This window comes from Streptomyces sp. NPDC091281 (assembly GCF_044757425.1).
Lineage (GTDB): Bacteria > Actinomycetota > Actinomycetes > Streptomycetales > Streptomycetaceae > Streptomyces.
On the sequence record NZ_JBIVUY010000009.1, the window covers coordinates 66,343 to 84,881 of the forward strand.

Sequence of the window (18,539 nt, forward strand, 5' to 3'; positions counted from 1 at the left end):
TCTCCGGGGCACGGGGGCCAGGCCCGACCGCCGGATCGCCCGGTTCCGCGATCAAATCGTTCTCAACGGCCCCTGTGTCCGGCTCACTTGGGTCATACTTCAGTGCCCGATGCGATGCGCCGGCGCCCGATGTGGCCTGCCGCACACGCCACGGGCCCATGCGCCACCCGTACGACCGGCGTGGCGCACCCGTACGGCCAGCACGGCACGACCCGTACGACCTGCAAGGCACCATCCGTACGACCCGTACGGCACCATCCGCACCGCCAGGTGCGCAATCCGGGGGAAGCCGGTGGAAGTCCGGCACTGACCTGCAACCGTGAGCGGCCCGCCGGGCCGTGAGTCGGATCGCCCGCTGCGCGCCGAGTACCGCTTCTCACTGTCATGGTCCGCAGCGTGGAGCCGAGAGTCCGTCCGGGTCGGCCCGGTCCGGCACGCCACCCCGCCCGCCGGGGTCGTGCGCACCGTCCGCCGCCGTCCGGTCCGGGTGCGCTCGGAGGCCCGCCGCGGCCCCGCACCCGGAAGGTTCCGCATGAAGCGCGCATCCGCCGCCCGTCACCTCGTCGCCGCGACGGCCCTCGGTCTCGTCCTCGCCTCCGCCCCGGCCGCCACCGCCGCCACCGCCGTCACCGAGGTCGCCGGGACCTCTCACGCCGTCGCGTCGACCAACGCCCGCGTCAAGGTCACCGTCACCGTCAAGGGCCCCGACGGACTCCTCTTCAAGGGCAAGGTCCGCACGCGCGGCCACGACGTGACCACCGCGACCGGCGGCACCCACCGCTGCGACGGCACCAACGGCGGCGCCCACGCCACCGCCGTCCCCACCCCGACCGCCGCCCTCGACGACGCCGCCCGCAAGCACCACTTCACCTGGGACGGCACCTGGTACGCGTCCTTCGACGACTTCTCCGTGGACACCATCAAGAACGTGAACGGCGGCGGCGTCGCCTACTGGAACATCGCCGTCAACGGCGTCTCCACCCCGGTCGGCGGCTGCCAGTTCGAGCTGGAGGCCGGGGACAAGGTCGCCTTCACCTGGACGGCCTTCTGACCCCCACGGTCACGCCGACTCGCCGGTCCGCCACGATCGGCCACGTGGTCCCGTTGGTCCGCCGCGCCCGCCCGGCCGTGCCCCGCGCCTCACCGCGCGGGCCCGGCCGGGAAGGGCCGCGCCTCCGCCGCCGTGACCGGCGCCCCCGCCCGCACGCCGTGCAGGACGTGCGCCAGCACCTCGGCGCCGCGCACCACGCGCGGGCCGGGCCGGTTGAAGTACGCGGGCCCGTCGAGGACATGGACGCGGCCCGCGCGGACGGCGGGCAGCTCCGCCCAGCCCGGCAGCCCGGTCAGCAGCCGCGCCTCGCGCAGGGTGCGCTCCGGCGGGAACCCGCACGGCAGGACGAGCAGCACGTCCGGCCGCGCCGCCCGTACGGCCTCCCAGGTCATCGGAGCGGTGTGCTCGCCCGGCGCCGCGAGCAGCGGGGTGCCCCCGGCCGCCGTGATCTGCTCGGGCACCCAGTGCCCGGCGGGCCACAGCGGGTCCAGCCACTCCACCGCCACCACCCGGGGCCGTTCCCGCCCCGCGACCGCCGCCCGCACCTCCGCCAGCCGCTCCCGCAGCGCGGCCCGCCGCCGTACCGCCCGCTCCCGCACGCCGAGCACCTCGCCGACGGTGACCAGGCAGTCCAGTACGTCGTCGAGGGTGCGCGGCTCCAGGCTCAGCACGCGCGTGCCGGCGTCGAGGAGCCGTACGGCCGCGCCGACCCGCTCGTACGACACCGCGCACACCGCGCACAGGTCCTGCGTCAGCACGACGTCGGGCCGCAGGGCCGCCAGCGCCTCGGTGTCCAGCCGGTAGAGGGAGGACCCGGAGTGCGCGGACCCGCCGACCGCGTCGGAGATCTCCCGGCTGCTGAGCGCGTCCTGGTCGAGGTCGGCACCGGTCACCACGGGCACGCCCGCCACCTCCTCCGGCGGCCAGTCGCACTCGTGCGTCCGCCCGACCAGCCGCCCGGCCAGGCCCAGTTCGGCGACGAGGTCGGTGGCGGCGGGCAGCAGGGAGACGATGCGCATACGACGACTCTAGGACGCCGGGCAGGACGTCCAGCGGTGCCCGGGGGTGCCCGGGGTGCCCGTGGGGCTCTGGGGTGCCCAGGGGCACCCGGCGCACCGCGCGCCGCCGGACGTCCTGCCCGGCGGGCGCGATTCGGCCACCCGCGATGCCTTTGCGCCCTATGTCGGCAACCTGCCCCCGCCGCCGCTCACCTGCGGCTAGACAGGACCCGCCGGGCCGGTGGACGCCGCGTCCGGCCCGTCCCGGCACCGGGACGGACGGTGCGCGGGGGAGGGCGGGACGGGTGCTGACCGGCGACGGGACACGGCCTGGGGCGAGGCCGCGGGCGGGGGCGGTCCGATGAGCGCGCGCAGGGGCGGGCGGCGGCCCGCGCCGCGACGGCGGCCCCGCGGGACGGGGCGCGGGCGGCGGAGCCGGGCGGACGACCGGCTGATCGGCCTCGTCGTGGCCGCCGCCCTGGGCCTCGCCCTCGTGGTGACGGTCGTGGACTGGCTGCTCGCCCGCCCGTGGCTCCTGGCCCTCGGCGCGGCGCTCGCCGTCGGCGTCCTCGCCGTCCGCGTCCACCGGGCCCGGCAGCGCGCGCGGTGGGAATCGGTGCGGGTGCGGGGCCTGCGGTACGCGGTCGCCGAGCTGGACGCCCTGCACCACACCCGGTTCGAGGACGCCGTACGGGAGTTGATGGCGCGGGACGGCTGCCGGGACGCGGTCCGGGTCGGGGGCGGCGGCGACCTGGGGGCCGACGTGAAGGCCACCGATCCCTTCGGGCGGCGCTGGGTGATCCAGTGCAAGCACCGGCGCGACGGGCTCGCCGGGTCCGCCGTGGGCACCCCGGCCCTCCAGGTCCTCAACGGCACCGCCCGCCAGGAGCACGGCGCCGACGTCGCGGTCCTCGTCACCAACGGCCGGGTGACCGCCCCGGCGGTGGCCTTCGCCGAACGCCAGCGGCTGCACGTGGTGGACCGTCACACCCTCGCGGCCTGGGCCGCGGGCTCCCGCCCCCTCTGGGAACTCCTCCACGCGGTACCACTACCGCGCAAACCGACGGCACTGTCCTGAACGGGCGGCGAGGGGAGGGCTGTTCGGGGCGGGGCTTCGGGGCGGCGGCGTGCGAGGAGCTATGTGCGTGAACGCGCCGACGTCGTGGCCCACTTGAACGGACGGCCCCCCAACTCCCGCCCATGCGGCGGAACCACCACCTCCCGGTCATCGGTCGGTAACAGACGTACCGGACAGGCGTGAGGGGGTGGTCACCCCGGGGACGCTCCTGCTACGCGCAGGAGTTCGCGTACGACCACGGGGGATCACGATGAAGTCGACAACAGCGCGCGGGAAGCGGACGAGGCCCGGACGGGCCCCGCGCTCCCGCGCTTTCGGGGCGGTGGCCGTCGCCGCCCTGCTCGCCACCACGGCCTGCCAGGCAGCCGCCGACGGCTCCAAGGCCGCACCGGGACGGCCGACCGCAGGGAGCCCGTCGAAGGCGGGGGACGCGACGGCCGCACCGAGCTCCACCACGTCACCCACGCCTCCGACCCCGGCGAAGCCGGACACCACGACGGACGGCAGCGGCGGCACGGGCGGGGGCAAGGGCGCCGGAAGCGGCAAGGACATCGGCGGCACCGGCAAGGACGCCCCCACCGCCTGCACCCCCGACGACCTGTCCGTCTCCGCCACGACGGAGCCCCCGCACACCAAGATCCCCCGCCACCTCCTCCTCACCGTCCAGAACGCCGGGGACGACACCTGCCTCCTCTACCGCTACCCGCGCGTCCTGCTCGGCGCCGACGCGCAGGCCACGGTGCCGGTCATCCCGGACAGCGACCCCGACCCGGGCCGCCCCGTGACGCTCGCGCCCGGCGACGAGGCGCACGCCGCGCTCCTCGTCAGCGGCGGCCACCGGGACGAGTACGAGGCCCGCAGCATCACCGTCGCCCTCCAGGGCCCCCGCCGCGCCAGCACCCCCAGCCGCCCCCTCGACGTCCCCATGCCCGCCGAGGTGCTGTACGCGGACGACGGCCAACTCGTGACGTACTGGACCACGGCCTCGGGGGGCGCGCTGGACTTCATCATGTCGAGGTGAGGGGGCGCGGGGCGGACGCCGGAGCCGGGTCGCCGGACGCGGCCCACGGTCACCCGGACGTGCGGTCCGCCCGCCGCCGCGCCACCATGGGACACAGGAGCGACGCGGGAGCACGGAGCCGGGACGCGGTATCCGTGCGGTCCGCACGGGTGGTGGCCGTATGAGTGATCCGACAGTCGTCGAGGCGGGACAGGGCCGCCTCTTCCGGGGGCCGACCGGCGCCCCGATGACGGTGAAGATCGACGGCGGGACGACGGGCGGGGCGTACTCGGTGATCGAGTACGCCCACGCCGCGGGCGCGCCGGGCCCGCCCCCGCACGTGCACGAGCACCACGAGGAGGCCTTCCGGGTCCTGGAGGGCGAACTCAGCCTCGACGTCGACGGGCGCACGATCACCCTGCGCGCCGGGGAGTACGCGGTGGTGCCGCGGGGCGCGGTCCACCGGCCCTACAACGCGGGACCGGTGGACGTACGGTTCCTCTTCATCACGTCCCCGGCGCTGGACGGCTTCTTCGCCGAGATGGCCGACCTGAACGCGGCCACGGACGGCAACCCGCCCGCCGGGGCGCTCAGGGAACTCGGGGCCCGCTGGGACTGCGTGTTCACCGAGCTGCCCGGCGGTGACGGGCCGACGCGGATGGTCAACGAGCGCTGAGGCCGGGCGAGGGCGTCACACCCCCCACCGCAACGCGATCGTGTCCCCCACGTTCACCACCTGCTGCCGGGTCGCCGTGCCGAAGGCGGCGCCGTCGACGCTCGCCTTCCAGGTGCTGGAGCCGCTGTTCGCCTTGCCGTTGAGGGAGGTGATCGTGCCGGTGCCGGAGGGCGGGGTCACCGTGGTCACACAGCCGGACGGGGTGGCCGCGCCGACGGCCGCGTCGAGGACGGCGCCCAGCGTGGTCGTCGTCCCGGTCGGGGTGAGGGCGACCGCGCACACCTTGAGGCCGCCTGCCCCGTCGTCGACGGTGAGCGCCAGCTTCGTCGCCGTACCGGAGGTGAAGGTGCCCTGGGCGACCCACTGCGGGGCTCCCGGGGTGACGGGGGCGGGCGGGGCGGAGGTGAAGCCGCCGCCCGCCACCGCGCGCAGGCCGTCGATCGAGGCGTACGCCGACGGGCCGGTGTCGGAGGGCAGGTACTTGAAGCCGCCGCCCGGGTTGAACTGCTGGGCGATCAGGAAGTCCACCGGCGTCTTGCCGAGCGCGGTGAGGAAGTCACCGGTCTGCGGGTTGATGCCGCAGGCGTTGAGGCCGGACACCGCCCAGCCGTTGGAGTCGGTGTTCACCCCGAACATGGCGTTGAACGCACCGCTGTTGTTGACCAGCTTGCTCTTGAGGAACGCTTTCGCCTGCACGATGTCCGTGTCCGTGTTCGGCACGCCCGACACGCACAGCGCGGCCATCGCGGCGCCGGTCATGTCGATGTCGCTCGCGGCGGCCAGCTGGCTCGGATTCCCCTCCGCCTTCCCGTAGTTCCAGCCGCCGTCGTTGTGCTGGTTGGCGCGCAGCCGGGTGACGACCTTGTCCCGCAGCGCCTGCGGGACCCGTACCTGACCGGCCTGGGTCTTCGCGCCGTTGAGGGCGAGCGCGGCGAACACGGTCCCGTTGAAGTTGGCGGACGGGCCGAAGTAACCGGCCTCCGCCGTCTGCCAGTAGCCGTAGATGTCGGCGATCAGGTTGCGTGAGGCGGAGACCCGCGCCGGGTCGATCCCGGCGGCGTACGCGTTGAGCGTGGCGCGCTCGTAGTCGGTGACGACGGGGGAGGCGGACGGCCAGCTCGCCGAGGACAGCAGGGTGCGGTACACGGTTCTGGCGTTCTTCGTGGCGTCGCCGCCCGGCGTGACGTCCACCGCGGCGGTGCCGGCGGCGGCGAACGCGCTGAACGCCCACTCGTTGGACAGCCCCGACCCGGCGTACGAACCGTCCGCCGCCTGGAGCGACTTGAGGTAGGTCACGCCGTTCGTCTTCGACGTGGCGATCTGCGCGGGTGTGGAGGTCGCGGCGGCGGGCAGCGCGGTGAGCGCGAACGCCCCCGCCGCGGCGGTCGCGGTGAACGCGGCACGCCGCCAGGACGACACCGCGGCGCCGCCCGATCGGGCAGCGGCGGGGGAGACACGGGAATCCCGGGATGCGCGGAAAGCGCGGAAAGCGCGGGGAGCACCGGAAGTGCGGGAAGCGGTACGGGACATGGCCTGCTCCTGGGGTGAGGGACACCGGCCGAACCTGCGGCGGGCCCCTCGGCGGACCGGGAGCGCGGCGGGCCTGGCCGCCGTCCGGAACGCGTGGACCGGCTACCAACTCAACCTCACCGCTTGGGCATTCGGGCTCGGAACGGCACACCGCCGTCCCACACCGCTGCGCGTCAGCCCCGGACTCCCACCGGGTTCCCCCACTCGGCAGAGCGCGACGGTACCCGACCCGGACCCCCGTCACCAGAGGCGCCCCGGACAGCCGCCGGGCCCGCCCGAGGCACCCTTGACGCTTCCGGTGAAGCGTGCTCAAATCCGCCTGATACGCAACGAGTTCCAGGGGAAGCCGGTCGAACGCCGGCGCTGACCCGCAACCGTGGGCCCGGTCCAGCCGGGCGAGCCGGAATGCCTGGGACGTGATCGACAGCGCGTGATCGACAGCTACAGACGCCGTCGCGGACTACGGCGTGGTGCGACCAGCTTCCGTACGCCGGTGTCCCCGCGCGTGCCGGGAGCCCTCAGCCACGTCCCTGCCCGCGTCGGCCGGTCGGCGAAGGGACCGGGGTGGGGACAGCACAGGGCGCACCAGGCGCACAGGGCGCACCGGGTGCCGAGGACGCGCAGGGCGCTCGGCGCGCACACGGCGTGCCACGCGGACCGAGCGGTTCAGGCGGACCAGGTGAAGCGGGCGGACCAGGCGGAGTGCCGCGTACGGCGGCCCGCCCGCTGCGGCTGACGGCGTTCGCGGCGGCGCTGCTCACCGTCCTCGCGGTCTGCATGACCTTTCTCACCACGACCACCGCCGCCGCCGACCCGGTCGGCGCCTGCACCGCGACGCGGGGCGCCGTCGTCGCCGTCGACTTCGGCGCGTTCGACGGGGACGTGGTCCGCGGCTGCGACACCACCCCCACCACCGGCTACGAGCTGCTGCACGCGGCAGGGTTCACCACGAAGGGCACCGGCCACGACGGCGACGCCTTCGTCTGCCGCATCGGCCACGACGCGTTCCGCTCCGGCACGCAGTACCCGACCCCGGACGCGGACGACTGCGCGCTCACCCCGCCCGCCACCGCCTACTGGTCGTACTGGACCGCCGCGCCCGGCGAGGACGAGTGGACGTACAGCCGCTACGGCGCCATGGACCGCAGGCTCCAGGACGGCGACGTCGACGCCTGGGTGTACGGCGGCACGGACGTCGGCGGCACCACCGGCCGCCCCGACTTCAGCCCCGACGACGTCCGGCCCGACGGCGGCGGCACCGGCACCCCCGGCCCCAGCGGCGGTCCGACCGCCGCCCCCGGCGAGGTCGACACGGCCGCCGCCGTACGCTGGCTCAAGAGCCGTCTCACCGACGACGAACGCGTCACCGACGACTCCGGCACCGCCGACCTCCTGCTGACCACCGAGACCGCCTACGCGCTCGCCGCCACCGACGGCCGCGGCCCGGCCCTGGACAAGGTCACCGCGTACCTCACGACCCAAGTCGGCTCCTACGCCTACCCGTTCGGCACCGATCAGGCGCCGAACGCGACGGCCGCCGCCCGCCTCGCCCTGCTCGCCGAGATCACCGGCGGCGACCCGCGCGCCGTCGGCGGCCACGACCTCGTCGGCGACCTGACCGCGCACGTCTGCGCGGCGGGCCCCGAGTCCGGCGAACCCACCCCCGGCTGCACCGCCCCCGGCGACTTCCGCAACGCCGACTACGCCGACGGGCAGGCCCTCGCCGTCCTCGCCCTGCTGCGCGCCGGGGTCACGCCCCCCGCCGCCACCGTGGACCGGCTGGCGCGGCTCCAGTGCCGGGACGGAGGCATCTCCGGCCCCCTCATCCGGGCCGAGGAGAACTGCGACGCCGACCCCGCCGTCACCGCGCTCACCGCGCTGGTCCTGGAGAAGGCGGGCGGCCACGCCGACACCGTGTCCAAGGCGCGCGCCTACCTGACGCGCACCCAGCGCGAGGACGGCGCCTACCTCGGCTACACCGGCGCCACCGGCGCGAGCGTCCACGCGACCGCCCACGCCGCCCAGGCCCTGCGCGCCCTCGGCGACACCGGCCGCGCCGACGCCGCCGAGGCCTGGCTGTCCCGGCAGCAACTCGACGGCGGCGGCTTCGCGTTCGAGGAGGGCGGCACCGACCCGGCGCCCTACGCCACCACGGCCGCCGTCCTCGCGGGCGCGCACACCAGCCTGGTCACCCTCACCGCGCGCACCACCCCGCCCCCGACCACCGCACCCCCCACCTCCGCCTCCCCGACCGGCCGGCCGTCCACGACCCCGGCCCCGGGCAAGGCCCCCGACCTCCGCAAGGGCGTCGCCTACCTCACCGCGCCCGCCCAGCTCGTCCAGGGCCGCTACCACGCCGCCGGACCCGGCACCGCGCGCGCCGACTTCGGCCTCACCATCGACGGGGCCTACGCCCTCGCCGCCACCGGCCTAGACAACGCCGCCCTGCGCGGGATCGTCGACTTCCTCGACCGGGGCGGCAAGGACGGCGAGGGCCGTACGGTCAACGACTGGACCGGCGTCGGCGGCGCCCACCCGGTCGGCGGCGCCCTCGGCAAGACGGCCCTCCTCGCCGAGGCCGTCGGCCGTGACCCGCGCTCCTTCGGCGGCCACGACCTGATCGCCGCGCTCGCCGACGCGGTGTGCGCGAAGCCGAGCACCGCCCCCGACCGCTCCTGCGCCGCCGAGGGCGCCTACACCTACGCCCCCTCCGTGTTCGCGCAGTCCCTCGCGGTCATGGCCCAACTCCGCGCGGGCGAAAAGGAGTCGGCCCGCAAGCCCCTCGCCTACCTCCGGGGTCTCCAGCGGGCCGACGGGGCGTGGCCGAGCCTCATCCCGGCCACCGGGGACGCCGACGTCGACTCCACCGCGATCGCCGCCATGGCCCTCGCCCTCGCCCCGGCCGACGGCCCGGCCACCGGGACCGCCACCGGCACGGCCGCGGATTCCGGCGCGGACCCCGCCGTGGCCAAGGCCCTGAAGTGGATCGCCGCCCAGCAGCGGCCCGACGGCGGGTTCCCCGGCGCGGCCGGCACCTCCGTCAACTCCGCCGCCCTCGCCGTCCAGGGCCTCTCCCTCGACGCGGACGCCTACGCCGACGAGATCGCCGACGCGCGCGCCTTCCTCGCCGGGCAGCAGAACGCCGACGGCGGCTTCAACGTCGCGAAGGAAGGGCAGCGCGGCTCCGACCTGCGCGCCTCCACCCAGGCCGTCGGCGGCACGACGGGCGTCTCCTTCGGCACCCTGACCCGCAGCCTCACCGGCACCTCCCCGCAGCCCACCCCCGGCCCGACCGGCGGCACCCCCGACATCGTCACTCCGGGCGACAGCGCCGGGGCGGGCGGTGCGGCGGACGGCGGGACCGCGGCGGCGGGCGGCGGAGGCGGCGCCCTGGCGTCCACCGGCACCGCGGTCGGCCTGCTCGCCGCGGTCGCCGCGCTGCTGGTCCTCGCCGGATGGCGGACGACCGTCGCCGCCCGCCACCGCGTGGCCACCGCCCTGGCGACAGCCGCCGGGACCGGAACCGGTGCCACCGGCACGGCCACCTGGACCGCCCCGGACGCCGGGACCGGCTCCCGCAATGCCCGCAACGAGGACGACGGCACCGGCACCGCCCCCGAGGGAGACGCCCGGTGACGATCCGCGCCCGCCTCTCCGCCGCCGTCGCCGCGCTCGGTCTCACGGCCGCCGTCCTCGCCGCCACCGCCGCCCCGGCGGCGGCGAAGCCCCAGCCGATGGGCCGCTGCACCACCGGTTCCGGCGCGGTCCTGGCCGTCGACTTCAGCGACTGGGGCGGCCCCATCCTGCGCTCCTGCGGCACCACGCCCACCACCGGCTACACCCTCCTCAACCAGGGCGGCTGGCGCACGACGGGCACCGGGCACGACGGCCCGGCGTTCGTCTGCCGCATCGGCTACAGCGGCTTCAAGAACGGCAAACAGTTCCCGCCGCCCTCCCAGGACGACTGCGTCCTGACCCCGCCCGCCTCCGCCTACTGGTCGTACTGGCACGCCGATCCCGGCGAGAACGACTGGGAGTACAGCCAGTTGGGCGCGATGCTCTACAAGCCGAAGCCCGGCAGCGTCGACCTGTGGACCTTCGGCGGGACGAACATCGAGGGCACCCAGGGCCGCCCCTCCGTCACCCCGGACCAGCTCCGCGCCCACAACACCCGCCCCCAGGGCGGCACCGGCCGACCTCCCTCCGGCGAACAGGCCCCCGAACTCCCGCCGGACGTCGACACGGGCCCCGCGCCGGAACGCCCCGCGACCCCGCTGCCGAAGCCCCCGCCCGTCAGCCCCCGCACTCCGGCCGCCACCCCGGACCCGAAACCCACCCCCACCCCGACGTCCACCCCCAGCGCCTCCACCACGCCCCCGCCGACACCGTCGGACGCGTCCTCCCCGACCCCCGCCGCAAGCGGTACGGGTACGGGGGCGACGCCGGGCGGCCAGGTGGTCGACGCCGCCCCCGCCGCCGACGCCCCGCACGACCCCGGCTCGATCGCCCCCGTGGCCACGGGGGCGGCCCTCGTCGTCCTGATCGGCGGCGCGGCGGCCTACGTGGCGCGCCGCCGCCGCCGTACCGAGTGACCCCGATGGCCCGTACGACCCGTAATACCGGCCACACGACCCCTACAACCCCTACAACCCGTACGACCCGTAAGGGAACCCCGGCCACCGCGACGGACCCGCCTACCGCCGGACCGGGCACAGGACCGGGCACGAACGCACCCGCCCCCGCCCCCGCGCCCGCGCCCGACCACAGGGGGCGGCGGCTGCCGCGTGGGCTGCACCCGGTGGCCTGGTGGGTGTGGGCGCTCGCGCTGGCGACCGCCGTCAGCCGCACCGACAACCCGCTGCTGCTCTTCCTGGTGCTGGCCGTCCTCGGCTACGTCGTCACGGCCCGCCGCACCGAGGCCCCCTGGGCGCGCGGCTTCAAGTACTACCTGTACCTCGCCCTCACCGTCGTCGCGATCCGTGTCGTCTTCCGCGCCGTGTTCGCCACCGGCATCACCCCGCGCGACCACTTCCTGTTCTCCCTCCCGCATCTCCCCACCCCCGACTGGTACGCGGGCATCCGCATCGGCGGGCCGGTCTCCCTGGAGGCGCTGTTGTCGGCGGCCACCGACGGGCTGCGGCTCGCCTGCATGCTGTGCTGCATCGGCGCCGCCAACACCCTCGCCAACCCCAAACGCGCCCTGCGTGTCCTGCCCGGCGCGCTCTACGAACTCGGCGTCGCCGTCACCGTCGCCCTCAGCGTCGCGCCCCAACTGGTGCAGAGCGTCCAACGCGTCGCCCGCGCCAAGAAGTTGCGCGCCGGACGCACCCGGGGGGTGAAGGCGCTGCGCGGGATCGTCGTCCCCGTCCTGGAGGACGCCCTCGAACGCTCGCTGCGGCTCGCCGCCGCCATGGACGCGCGCGGCTACGGCCGGGCGGGCACCGCCACCCGCCGCTCCCGCCGGATCACGGGCGCGCTGATGCTGCTCGGCATGTGCGGGCTGTGCGCCGGGGCGTACGGGCTGCTCGACGCCACCGCGCCCGCCTTCCTAGGCCTGCCCGCGATGACGCTGGGCGCGCTGCTCTGCGCGGGCGGGCTGCGGCTCGGCGGACGCCGGGTGACGCGGACGACGTACCGCCCCGACCCGTGGCGGCTGCCCGAGTGGGCGGTGGCGGGCAGCGGCCTGCTCTCCGCCGTCCTCCTCCTCACCGACCTCGGCTACGACCCCGCCCAGCTCAACCCCACGTTCTATCCGCTCACCTGGCCCTCCCTCCCGCTGGTGCCCACCGCCGCGATCCTCCTCGCGGGCACCGCCGGTTTCCTCGCCCCGCCGCCCACCCCGCCCCAGCGGCCCGCCCCCACCCGCACCGACCGGAGAGCCGACCCCGCGTGATCACCTTCGACCAGGTCACCGTGCACTACGACGACGCGCCCGCGCCCGCGCTGCGCGACGTCGACCTCACCGTGGAGGAGGGCGAACTCTGCCTGGTCGTCGGCCACACGGGCGTCGGCAAGTCGACCCTCCTGGGCGCCGTCAACGGGCTGGTCCCGCACTTCACGGGCGGCACCCTGTACGGCCGGGTCACCGTCGACGGCCGTGACACCGCCCACCATCCGCCGCGCGAACTCGCCGACGTCGTCGGGGTGGTGGGCCAGGACCCCGCCGACGGCTTCGTCACCGACACCGTCGAGGAAGAACTCGCCTACGGCATGGAGCAGTTGGCGATCCCTCCGGCGACGATGCGCAAGCGCGTCGAGGAGACCCTGGACCTGCTCGGCCTCGCCGACCTGCGCCACCGCGCGCTGTACGAACTCTCCGGCGGCCAGCAGCAGCGCGTCGCTATCGGCTCCGTCCTCACCGCGCACCCCCGCGTCCTGGTGCTGGACGAGCCGACCTCCGCCCTCGACCCGGCCGCCGCCGAGGAGGTCCTTGCCGCGGTCACCCGTCTCGTCCACGACCTCGGCGTGACCGTCCTCATGGCCGAACACCGCCTGGAGCGCGTCGTGCAGTACGCCGACCGTGTCCTGCACCTCCCCGGCGACGGCCGCGCCCGCATCGGCGCGCCCGCCGACATCCTCCGTACGGCGTCGATCGCGCCGCCGATCGTGGAACTGGGCCGCGCGGCCGGGTGGGACCCGCTGCCGCTGTCGGTCCGCGACGCCCGCCGCGCCGCCGCCCCGTTGCGGGCCCGCCTCGCCGACCGCACGCCCGCCGCGGCCCGCCCGGCTCCGTCCGCCGACCCGGCCCGCCTGCTCACCGCGCGCGGCGTGACGGTCTCGTACCGGGGCGTGCCCGCCGTGCGCGAGGTCGACCTGGACCTGCACGCGGGGGAGGTGACCGCGCTGATGGGCCGCAACGGGTCCGGCAAGTCGTCCCTGCTGTGGGCGCTCCAGGGCGCGGGGCCCCGCACCGCGGGCACCGTCCGCGTCCCGGAGGCGCCCGGCGGCTCGGCCGGCGCCGACCCGCACACCGTGTCCGCGGACCGCGCCCGGCGCCTGGTCGGCCTGGTCCCGCAGACCCCGGCCGACCTGCTCTACCTGGAGAGCGTCGAGCAGGAACTCGACCAGGCGGACGCCGAGTCGGAGACCGGGCCGGGCACGGCGTCCCCGCGCGCCCGTGACCTCCTCGACCGGCTCGCGCCCGGCATCGACGGCACCGTCCACCCCCGCGACCTGTCCGAGGGGCAGAAGCTGGCGCTGGTCCTCGCCGTCCAGCTCGCCGCCACGCCCCGGATCGTCCTCCTGGACGAGCCCACCCGGGGCCTGGACTACCGGGCGAAGGCCGAACTCGTGCGCATCGTGGACGCGTTGGTGGCGGAGGGCCGGGCGGTGGTCGTCGCCACCCACGACGTCGAGTTCGCGGCGCGCGCCGCCGACCGGGTGGTGGTGATGGCCGAGGGGGACGTCGTCGCCGACGGACCCACCGCCGACGTCATCGTCGCGTCACCGGTCTTCGCCCCGCAGACCGCCAAGATCCTCGCACCGCTGCCTTACTTGACGGTCCGTCAAGTCACGCGGGAACTGGTCGCCGGGACGGGACCGGCCCGGTGAGCGGCACCCAGCCACCGAACGGCACCACGCCATCGAACGGCACCCAGCCACCGAACGGCCCCCACCCGACGGACGGCCGCGCCCGTCCCGTCGCGGCGATCCGCCTCACTCCCCGCGTCGGCCTGGTCATGACGATGGCGGCGTTCCTCGGACTGGTCGCGTTCTTCTGGCCGTTCGTCGTCGCGCCCGGCACCTTCGGCTCGCACTACGCCCCGCCGCTCATCTTCGGCGTGCTGCTCCTGCTGGTGCTGTGCGTGGTGCTCTCCGAGATCGCCGAGGGCGGCATCGACTCCAAGGCCCTCGCCATGCTCGGCGTGCTGTCGGCCGTCAACGCCGCCCTGCGTCCCCTGGGCGCCGGGACCGCCGGCATCGAGACCGTGTTCTTCGTGCTGGTCCTCGCCGGACGGGTCTACGGCCCCGGCTTCGGCTTCACCCTGGGCTGCACCTCGCTGTTCACGTCCGCGCTGATCACGGGCGGCGTCGGCCCGTGGATGCCGTACCAGATGTTCGGCTGCGCCTTCGTCGGGATGCTCGCCGGGTTCCTGCCCCGCGCGACCGGCCGCCGCGAGGTGCTCCTGCTCGCCGTCTACGGCTCGCTGTCCGGCTATCTCTTCGGCTTCCTCCTCAACCTCTCCTTCTGGCCGTTCTCCCTGGACCCCGGCAGCTCGATCGCCTATCTGCCGGGTCTGCCCTTCACCGAGCAGTGGCAGCGCTACATCGCGTTCGACATCGCCACCTCGCTCGGCTGGGACACCGGCCGCGCCGTCACCACCTTCGTGTGCGTCCTGCTGGCGGGCCCGGCGGTGCTGACGACGTTCCGCCGAGCCGCCCGCCGCGCCCGCTTCCGGGCCCCGGTCCGCTTCGCCGGGGCCCGCCCGCCGGAGTCGGTGCCGGAGTCAGTCCCGGAGCCGGAGCCGCGACCGGAGCCGAAACCCCGGCCGAAACGCGAACCCCGGCCCGACCAGACCTAGTTGCACCCAGTTCCGCCTAGTTCCTCCAGACCGACACGTTGTCGAGGTTGAGCCACTTGCCGCCCGGCCCGTCGGTCCAGATCCCCACCCGGGCCGACCCGTTGGTCACCGTGAACGTCACCGTCCTGGTGGCCCAAGTGGGTTGGGCGGTCTTCAGCGAGGTCTGGATCTCGGGGCCGCCGTAGTTCTTGACGGAGACGTACGCGTTGGTCTGGCCGCCGCTGGAACGGTGGTCGAAGGACAGGGTGTAGGTGCCGTTCGGCAGGGTGAGGTCCTGCGCGGCCCAGGCGTTGTAGGGGCCGGCCGACCACATCGCGAGCCTGCGGTTGCCGGGATCGGTCGTGTCCTCGACCTTGGTCGCGCCCGCCGTGCCCGACACCGACCACTGCGGTATCGCCGTGCCCGCCACGTCCTGGTCGAAGCGGCCGTTGGCGATCTCGTCGGCCCGCAGCGTGCCCGCCGCCGCGTCCACGTCGACGGTGGTCGCGCCGTGCAGCGTCGGCACCCCGTCGGTGAACGTCAGCGGATACCAGGCGTTGCGCCCGATGCCGCCGGGCGCGGGCGCGGTCCCGCCGTGGAACTGCGAGTAGCGGTCCCCGTTGTAGAGGTACGAGGTGGACTCGCTCCCCACGACCGGGATGATCTGCTCGAACTGCGTGCCGTAGGAGTTGCCCGACGGCGGGTCGGTCGCCAGGGTCTTCCACGCGCTCCAGGTCTTCAGGTCGGTGCTGGTGCGGTAGGAGGTCGCGGTGGCGTTCCACCAGTCCTTGCCGGAGGCGAACATGTAGTAGGCGGAGTCCTTCTTGAGGATCGCGGGCGCCTCGCGCAGGTTGTCCCATCCGGTGGAGACCGCGGGCTTCACCGACGTCCAGTCCGCGTCCAGCGGGGCGACGTTCATCGACACGTTCCGGGTGGTGGCGTTGTCCCCGACGTACACGAGGTAGGCGTCGTCGCCGTCGACGAAGACCGAGTGGTCGCCCATCGTGTAGCCGTTGACCAGGCTGCTCGTCCCCGGTGTGTACGTCCCGTCGACGGTCGGGCTGGTGGCGAAGAGGACCGAGTTGCCGAGCCCGGCGGTCGGCCCGTTCACCTCGACGACGAGCACATACATCCCGGTGGTGGGGTTGTGGACCAGCTGGGGGCGGCCGAGCCACTTGCCGGTGGCGAGGTCGCCCGTGGTGCCCGACTGGCTCAGGATCGGCCCCTCGAAGGTCCAGGTCTCCAGGTCGGTCGAGCGGTAGAGGTTGACGTGCTTGGGCTGCCCGCTGACCAGGGAGGTGCCCACCCAGTAGTACGCCGAGCCGACCTTCAGCACGTTGCCGCCCTGCGCGAGGACCGGGTCGCCCGCGGTGTCGCGCCAGACGGTGTCGTTGGCGACGGACGGCACCGGGTCGGCGGCCCCGGCCGACGGCGCGGGACCGCCCAGGGCGAGGGCGGTGGCGGCGCCCGCCGCGAGGACGGTGCGCCGGGCGGCCTGCGATCGCTTGTTCATACGGCTCCTTCGACGTGAACGTGAGCGGTGCCCGAGGGGCGGACCGGAGTGCGGTGGCCGGTCCGGGGCCGCAGTGAGCGGCGCCCGTCGGGCGGGTGCGCGGGGGACGGCGCGGATGGCCAGATCCCACCGGCTGAAAAAAATTATCACCACGTCTATCCATCCGACCCCGTCGTGAAATAAATTTCTCCCGCGGTCGCTCTTCCCCCTCCTTCGTGGGCGCCCACTGCGGCTACACCCCTCTCAGCACCACGGGAGCATCCATGCGCACAAGGCCGGGCACCCCGCCCCGCCGCGCGTCAGACGCCCGACCACGGCGGCTCACGCGCGGGCTCACCGGGTGGGCCTTCGTCCTTCCCTTCGCCGTACCGTTCGCCCTGGCGGTCGTCGCGCCCATCGCCTACACGATCGGGCTCAGCCTCTTCCAGGAGCGGCTGGTCGGCGGCGTCTCGTTCGTCGGCCTGGACAACTACCGCGACCAGCTCACCGACCCGCACTTCTGGGGGACGGTCGCCCGGGTCGGCCTGTTCGCGCTCATCCAGGTGCCGGTCATGATCGGGCTCGCTCTCGGCGCCGCCCTCGCCCTCGACAGTGCCAAACTGCACGCCCCGGCGCTCTTCCGGCTCGGCGTCTTCCTGCCGTACGCGGTCCCCGGCGTCGTGGCCTCACTGCTGTGGGGCTACCTCTACGGCGCCCAGTTCGGCCTGGTCGGCGACCTCAAGGAGTACTTCGGCGTCGCCGTCCCCGATCCGCTGTCCGGCGCGCTCGTCCTGCCGTCCATCGGCAACATCGTGCTCTGGCTCTACATCGGCTACAACATGCTCGTCTTCTACTCCGCCCTCCAGGCCGTGCCCGCCGAGCTGTACGAGGCGGCCACCCTGGACGGCGCGGGCGCCTGGCGCACGATCCTGCACATCAAACTGCCGGCCATCCGCTCCACGATGGTCGTGGCCACGGTGTTCTCGGTGATCGGCGGGTTCCAGCTGTTCAACGAGCCCAACATCCTGCGCGGACTGGTCCCCAACGTGATCAGCACCGACTTCACGCCCAACATGTACGCCTACAGCCTCTCGTTCGGCGGACAGCAGTACAACGCCGCCGCCACCGTCGCGGTGATCATGGGCGTCGTCACCGCGATCGTCGCCTTCACCGTGCAGCGCCGAGGCATGGGAAGGGACGCCTGATGGCCGCCGTCGAGCACCAGCCGCTCCACCGCACCCCGGACCCCGCCGGAACCTCCGCACCGGACGCGACCGGCGCCGCCGCCCCGCCCGGCACACCGGCACGGACCGCCGGGGCGCTGCGCCCCGACGCCCGGCCGCGCCGCTCGCCGGCCCTCACCGCCCTGATGTCGCTGCTGCTCGCCTACAGCCTGCTGCCCATCGTGTGGCTCGTCATCAACTCCACCAAGTCCCTCGACCAGCTCTTCGGCAGCTTCGGCCTCTGGTTCGGCGACGACTTCGCCCTCTGGGACAACATCCACGGCGTCCTCACCTACGACGACGGCATCTACCTGCGCTGGTTCGCCAACACCGCGCTCTACGTCGTCGTCGGCGCGGGCGGCTCCACGTTCCTCGCCACCCTCGCCGGATACGGGCTCGCCAAGTACGACTTCCGCGGGCGGCGCGCCTTCCTGGCCGTGGTGCTGGGCGCGGTCGCCGTCCCCGGCTCGGCCCTCGCCGTACCGACCTTCCTCCTCTTCAGCGAACTGGGCCTCACGAACACCCCCTGGGCGGTGCTGGTTCCGCTGCTCGTCACACCGTTCGGCCTCTACATCCTGTTCAGTTACGCCCGCGACGCCGTGCCCGACGAGGTGATGGACGCGGCCCGGGTGGACGGCGCGGGGGAGTTCCGGATCTTCTTCTCCGTGTCGCTGCGCCTGCTCACCCCGGCCGTGGTCTCGGTCTTCCTGCTGGAGATCGTCAGCGTCTGGAACAACTACTTCCTGCCGCTGATCATGCTCAACGACCCCACCTGGTTCCCCCTCACCGTGGGCCTCAACCAGTGGAACAACCAGGCGGCCACCGCCGACGGCGAGGTCATCACGAACCTCGTCGTCACCGGCTCCCTCCTCACGATCGTCCCGCTCGTCCTCGTCTTCCTCGCCCTCCAGCGCTACTGGCGCGCGGGCCTGGCGGCGGGCAGCACCAAGGGCTGACCCCGGCCCGTTCCGAACACACCCTCAAGAGTCA

General features: G+C 74.7%; 14 protein-coding genes and 3 riboswitches. Of the genes, 11 read left to right on the top strand and 3 right to left on the bottom strand.

Translation table 11 applies throughout. From position 1 onward, the window contains the following. Positions 1-282 precede the first annotated feature (282 nt). A riboswitch (cobalamin riboswitch) is annotated at positions 283-354 on the top strand. 178 nt (positions 355-532) lie between these two features. Continuing rightward, positions 533-1,051 carry a DUF4430 domain-containing protein gene (locus tag ACIQPQ_RS23390; RefSeq protein WP_401306600.1) on the top strand — a complete coding sequence of 173 codons (519 nt, stop codon included), beginning with the start codon at positions 533-535 and terminating at the stop codon, positions 1,049-1,051. 89 nt (positions 1,052-1,140) lie between these two features. Here ACIQPQ_RS23390 and ACIQPQ_RS23395 read toward each other — a convergent pair whose 3' ends face one another. Continuing rightward, positions 1,141-2,070 (bottom strand): cobalamin-binding protein, encoded by a 930-nt coding sequence (locus ACIQPQ_RS23395; protein ID WP_401306603.1) that lies wholly within the window; start codon positions 2,068-2,070, stop codon positions 1,141-1,143. A gap of 340 nt (positions 2,071-2,410) precedes the next feature. On the opposite strand from ACIQPQ_RS23395, the gene ACIQPQ_RS23400 reads away from it, so the two are divergent. The 3 genes from ACIQPQ_RS23400 (at position 2,411) to ACIQPQ_RS23410 (ending at position 4,803) form a co-directional block, all read left to right on the top strand. Continuing rightward, a complete protein-coding gene (locus ACIQPQ_RS23400; RefSeq protein WP_401306605.1) occupies positions 2,411-3,127 on the top strand; it encodes a restriction endonuclease in 717 nt (238 codons plus the stop codon). Between the two features lie 250 nt (positions 3,128-3,377). Next, positions 3,378-4,148: a DUF4232 domain-containing protein gene (locus tag ACIQPQ_RS23405; protein ID WP_401306607.1), complete on the top strand. Its 771-nt coding sequence runs from the start codon at positions 3,378-3,380 to the stop codon at positions 4,146-4,148. A gap of 160 nt (positions 4,149-4,308) precedes the next feature. After that, on the top strand, positions 4,309-4,803 hold the full coding sequence (locus ACIQPQ_RS23410; RefSeq protein ID WP_401306610.1) for a cupin domain-containing protein: 495 nt from the start codon (positions 4,309-4,311) through the stop codon (positions 4,801-4,803). 15 nt (positions 4,804-4,818) lie between these two features. Here ACIQPQ_RS23410 and ACIQPQ_RS23415 read toward each other — a convergent pair whose 3' ends face one another. Then, complete coding sequence (locus ACIQPQ_RS23415; protein WP_401306613.1) at positions 4,819-6,222, bottom strand: hypothetical protein; 1,404 nt, start codon at positions 6,220-6,222, stop codon at positions 4,819-4,821. Positions 6,223-6,458: 236 nt separating this feature from the next. Further along, positions 6,459-6,534, bottom strand: a riboswitch (cobalamin riboswitch). Between the two features lie 92 nt (positions 6,535-6,626). Continuing rightward, positions 6,627-6,762, top strand: a riboswitch (cobalamin riboswitch). A gap of 348 nt (positions 6,763-7,110) precedes the next feature. On the opposite strand from ACIQPQ_RS23415, the gene ACIQPQ_RS23420 reads away from it, so the two are divergent. From ACIQPQ_RS23420 to ACIQPQ_RS23440, 5 genes are all read left to right on the top strand, one after another. Further along, the gene (locus ACIQPQ_RS23420) at positions 7,111-9,969 is read left to right on the top strand and encodes a prenyltransferase/squalene oxidase repeat-containing protein (protein ID WP_401307158.1); all 2,859 of its coding nucleotides are present in this window, start codon (positions 7,111-7,113) and stop codon (positions 9,967-9,969) included. Then, complete coding sequence (locus ACIQPQ_RS23425; RefSeq protein WP_401306615.1) at positions 9,966-10,925, top strand: hypothetical protein; 960 nt, start codon at positions 9,966-9,968, stop codon at positions 10,923-10,925. The genes ACIQPQ_RS23420 and ACIQPQ_RS23425 overlap by 4 nt, the downstream gene beginning before the upstream one ends. Positions 10,926-10,930: 5 nt before the next feature. Then, positions 10,931-12,226 (top strand): energy-coupling factor transporter transmembrane component T, encoded by a 1,296-nt coding sequence (locus tag ACIQPQ_RS23430; RefSeq protein ID WP_401306617.1) that lies wholly within the window; start codon positions 10,931-10,933, stop codon positions 12,224-12,226. Then, complete coding sequence (locus ACIQPQ_RS23435; RefSeq protein WP_401306619.1) at positions 12,223-13,884, top strand: ABC transporter ATP-binding protein; 1,662 nt, start codon at positions 12,223-12,225, stop codon at positions 13,882-13,884. Before ACIQPQ_RS23430 ends, ACIQPQ_RS23435 begins: the two co-directional genes overlap by 4 nt. A gap of 128 nt (positions 13,885-14,012) precedes the next feature. After that, complete coding sequence (locus ACIQPQ_RS23440; RefSeq protein WP_401307161.1) at positions 14,013-14,855, top strand: ECF transporter S component; 843 nt, start codon at positions 14,013-14,015, stop codon at positions 14,853-14,855. Positions 14,856-14,871: 16 nt separating this feature from the next. Here ACIQPQ_RS23440 and ACIQPQ_RS23445 read toward each other — a convergent pair whose 3' ends face one another. Continuing rightward, a complete protein-coding gene (locus tag ACIQPQ_RS23445; protein WP_401306620.1) occupies positions 14,872-16,347 on the bottom strand; it encodes a family 43 glycosylhydrolase in 1,476 nt (491 codons plus the stop codon). 263 nt (positions 16,348-16,610) lie between these two features. Between ACIQPQ_RS23445 and ACIQPQ_RS23450 the strand changes: the two genes are divergently transcribed. Then, positions 16,611-17,531, top strand: a complete 921-nt coding sequence (locus tag ACIQPQ_RS23450; protein ID WP_401306623.1) for a carbohydrate ABC transporter permease — start codon at positions 16,611-16,613, stop codon at positions 17,529-17,531. Then, on the top strand, positions 17,531-18,505 hold the full coding sequence (locus tag ACIQPQ_RS23455; RefSeq protein ID WP_401306626.1) for a carbohydrate ABC transporter permease: 975 nt from the start codon (positions 17,531-17,533) through the stop codon (positions 18,503-18,505). Before ACIQPQ_RS23450 ends, ACIQPQ_RS23455 begins: the two co-directional genes overlap by 1 nt. The last annotated feature ends 34 nt before the right edge of the window (positions 18,506-18,539 follow it).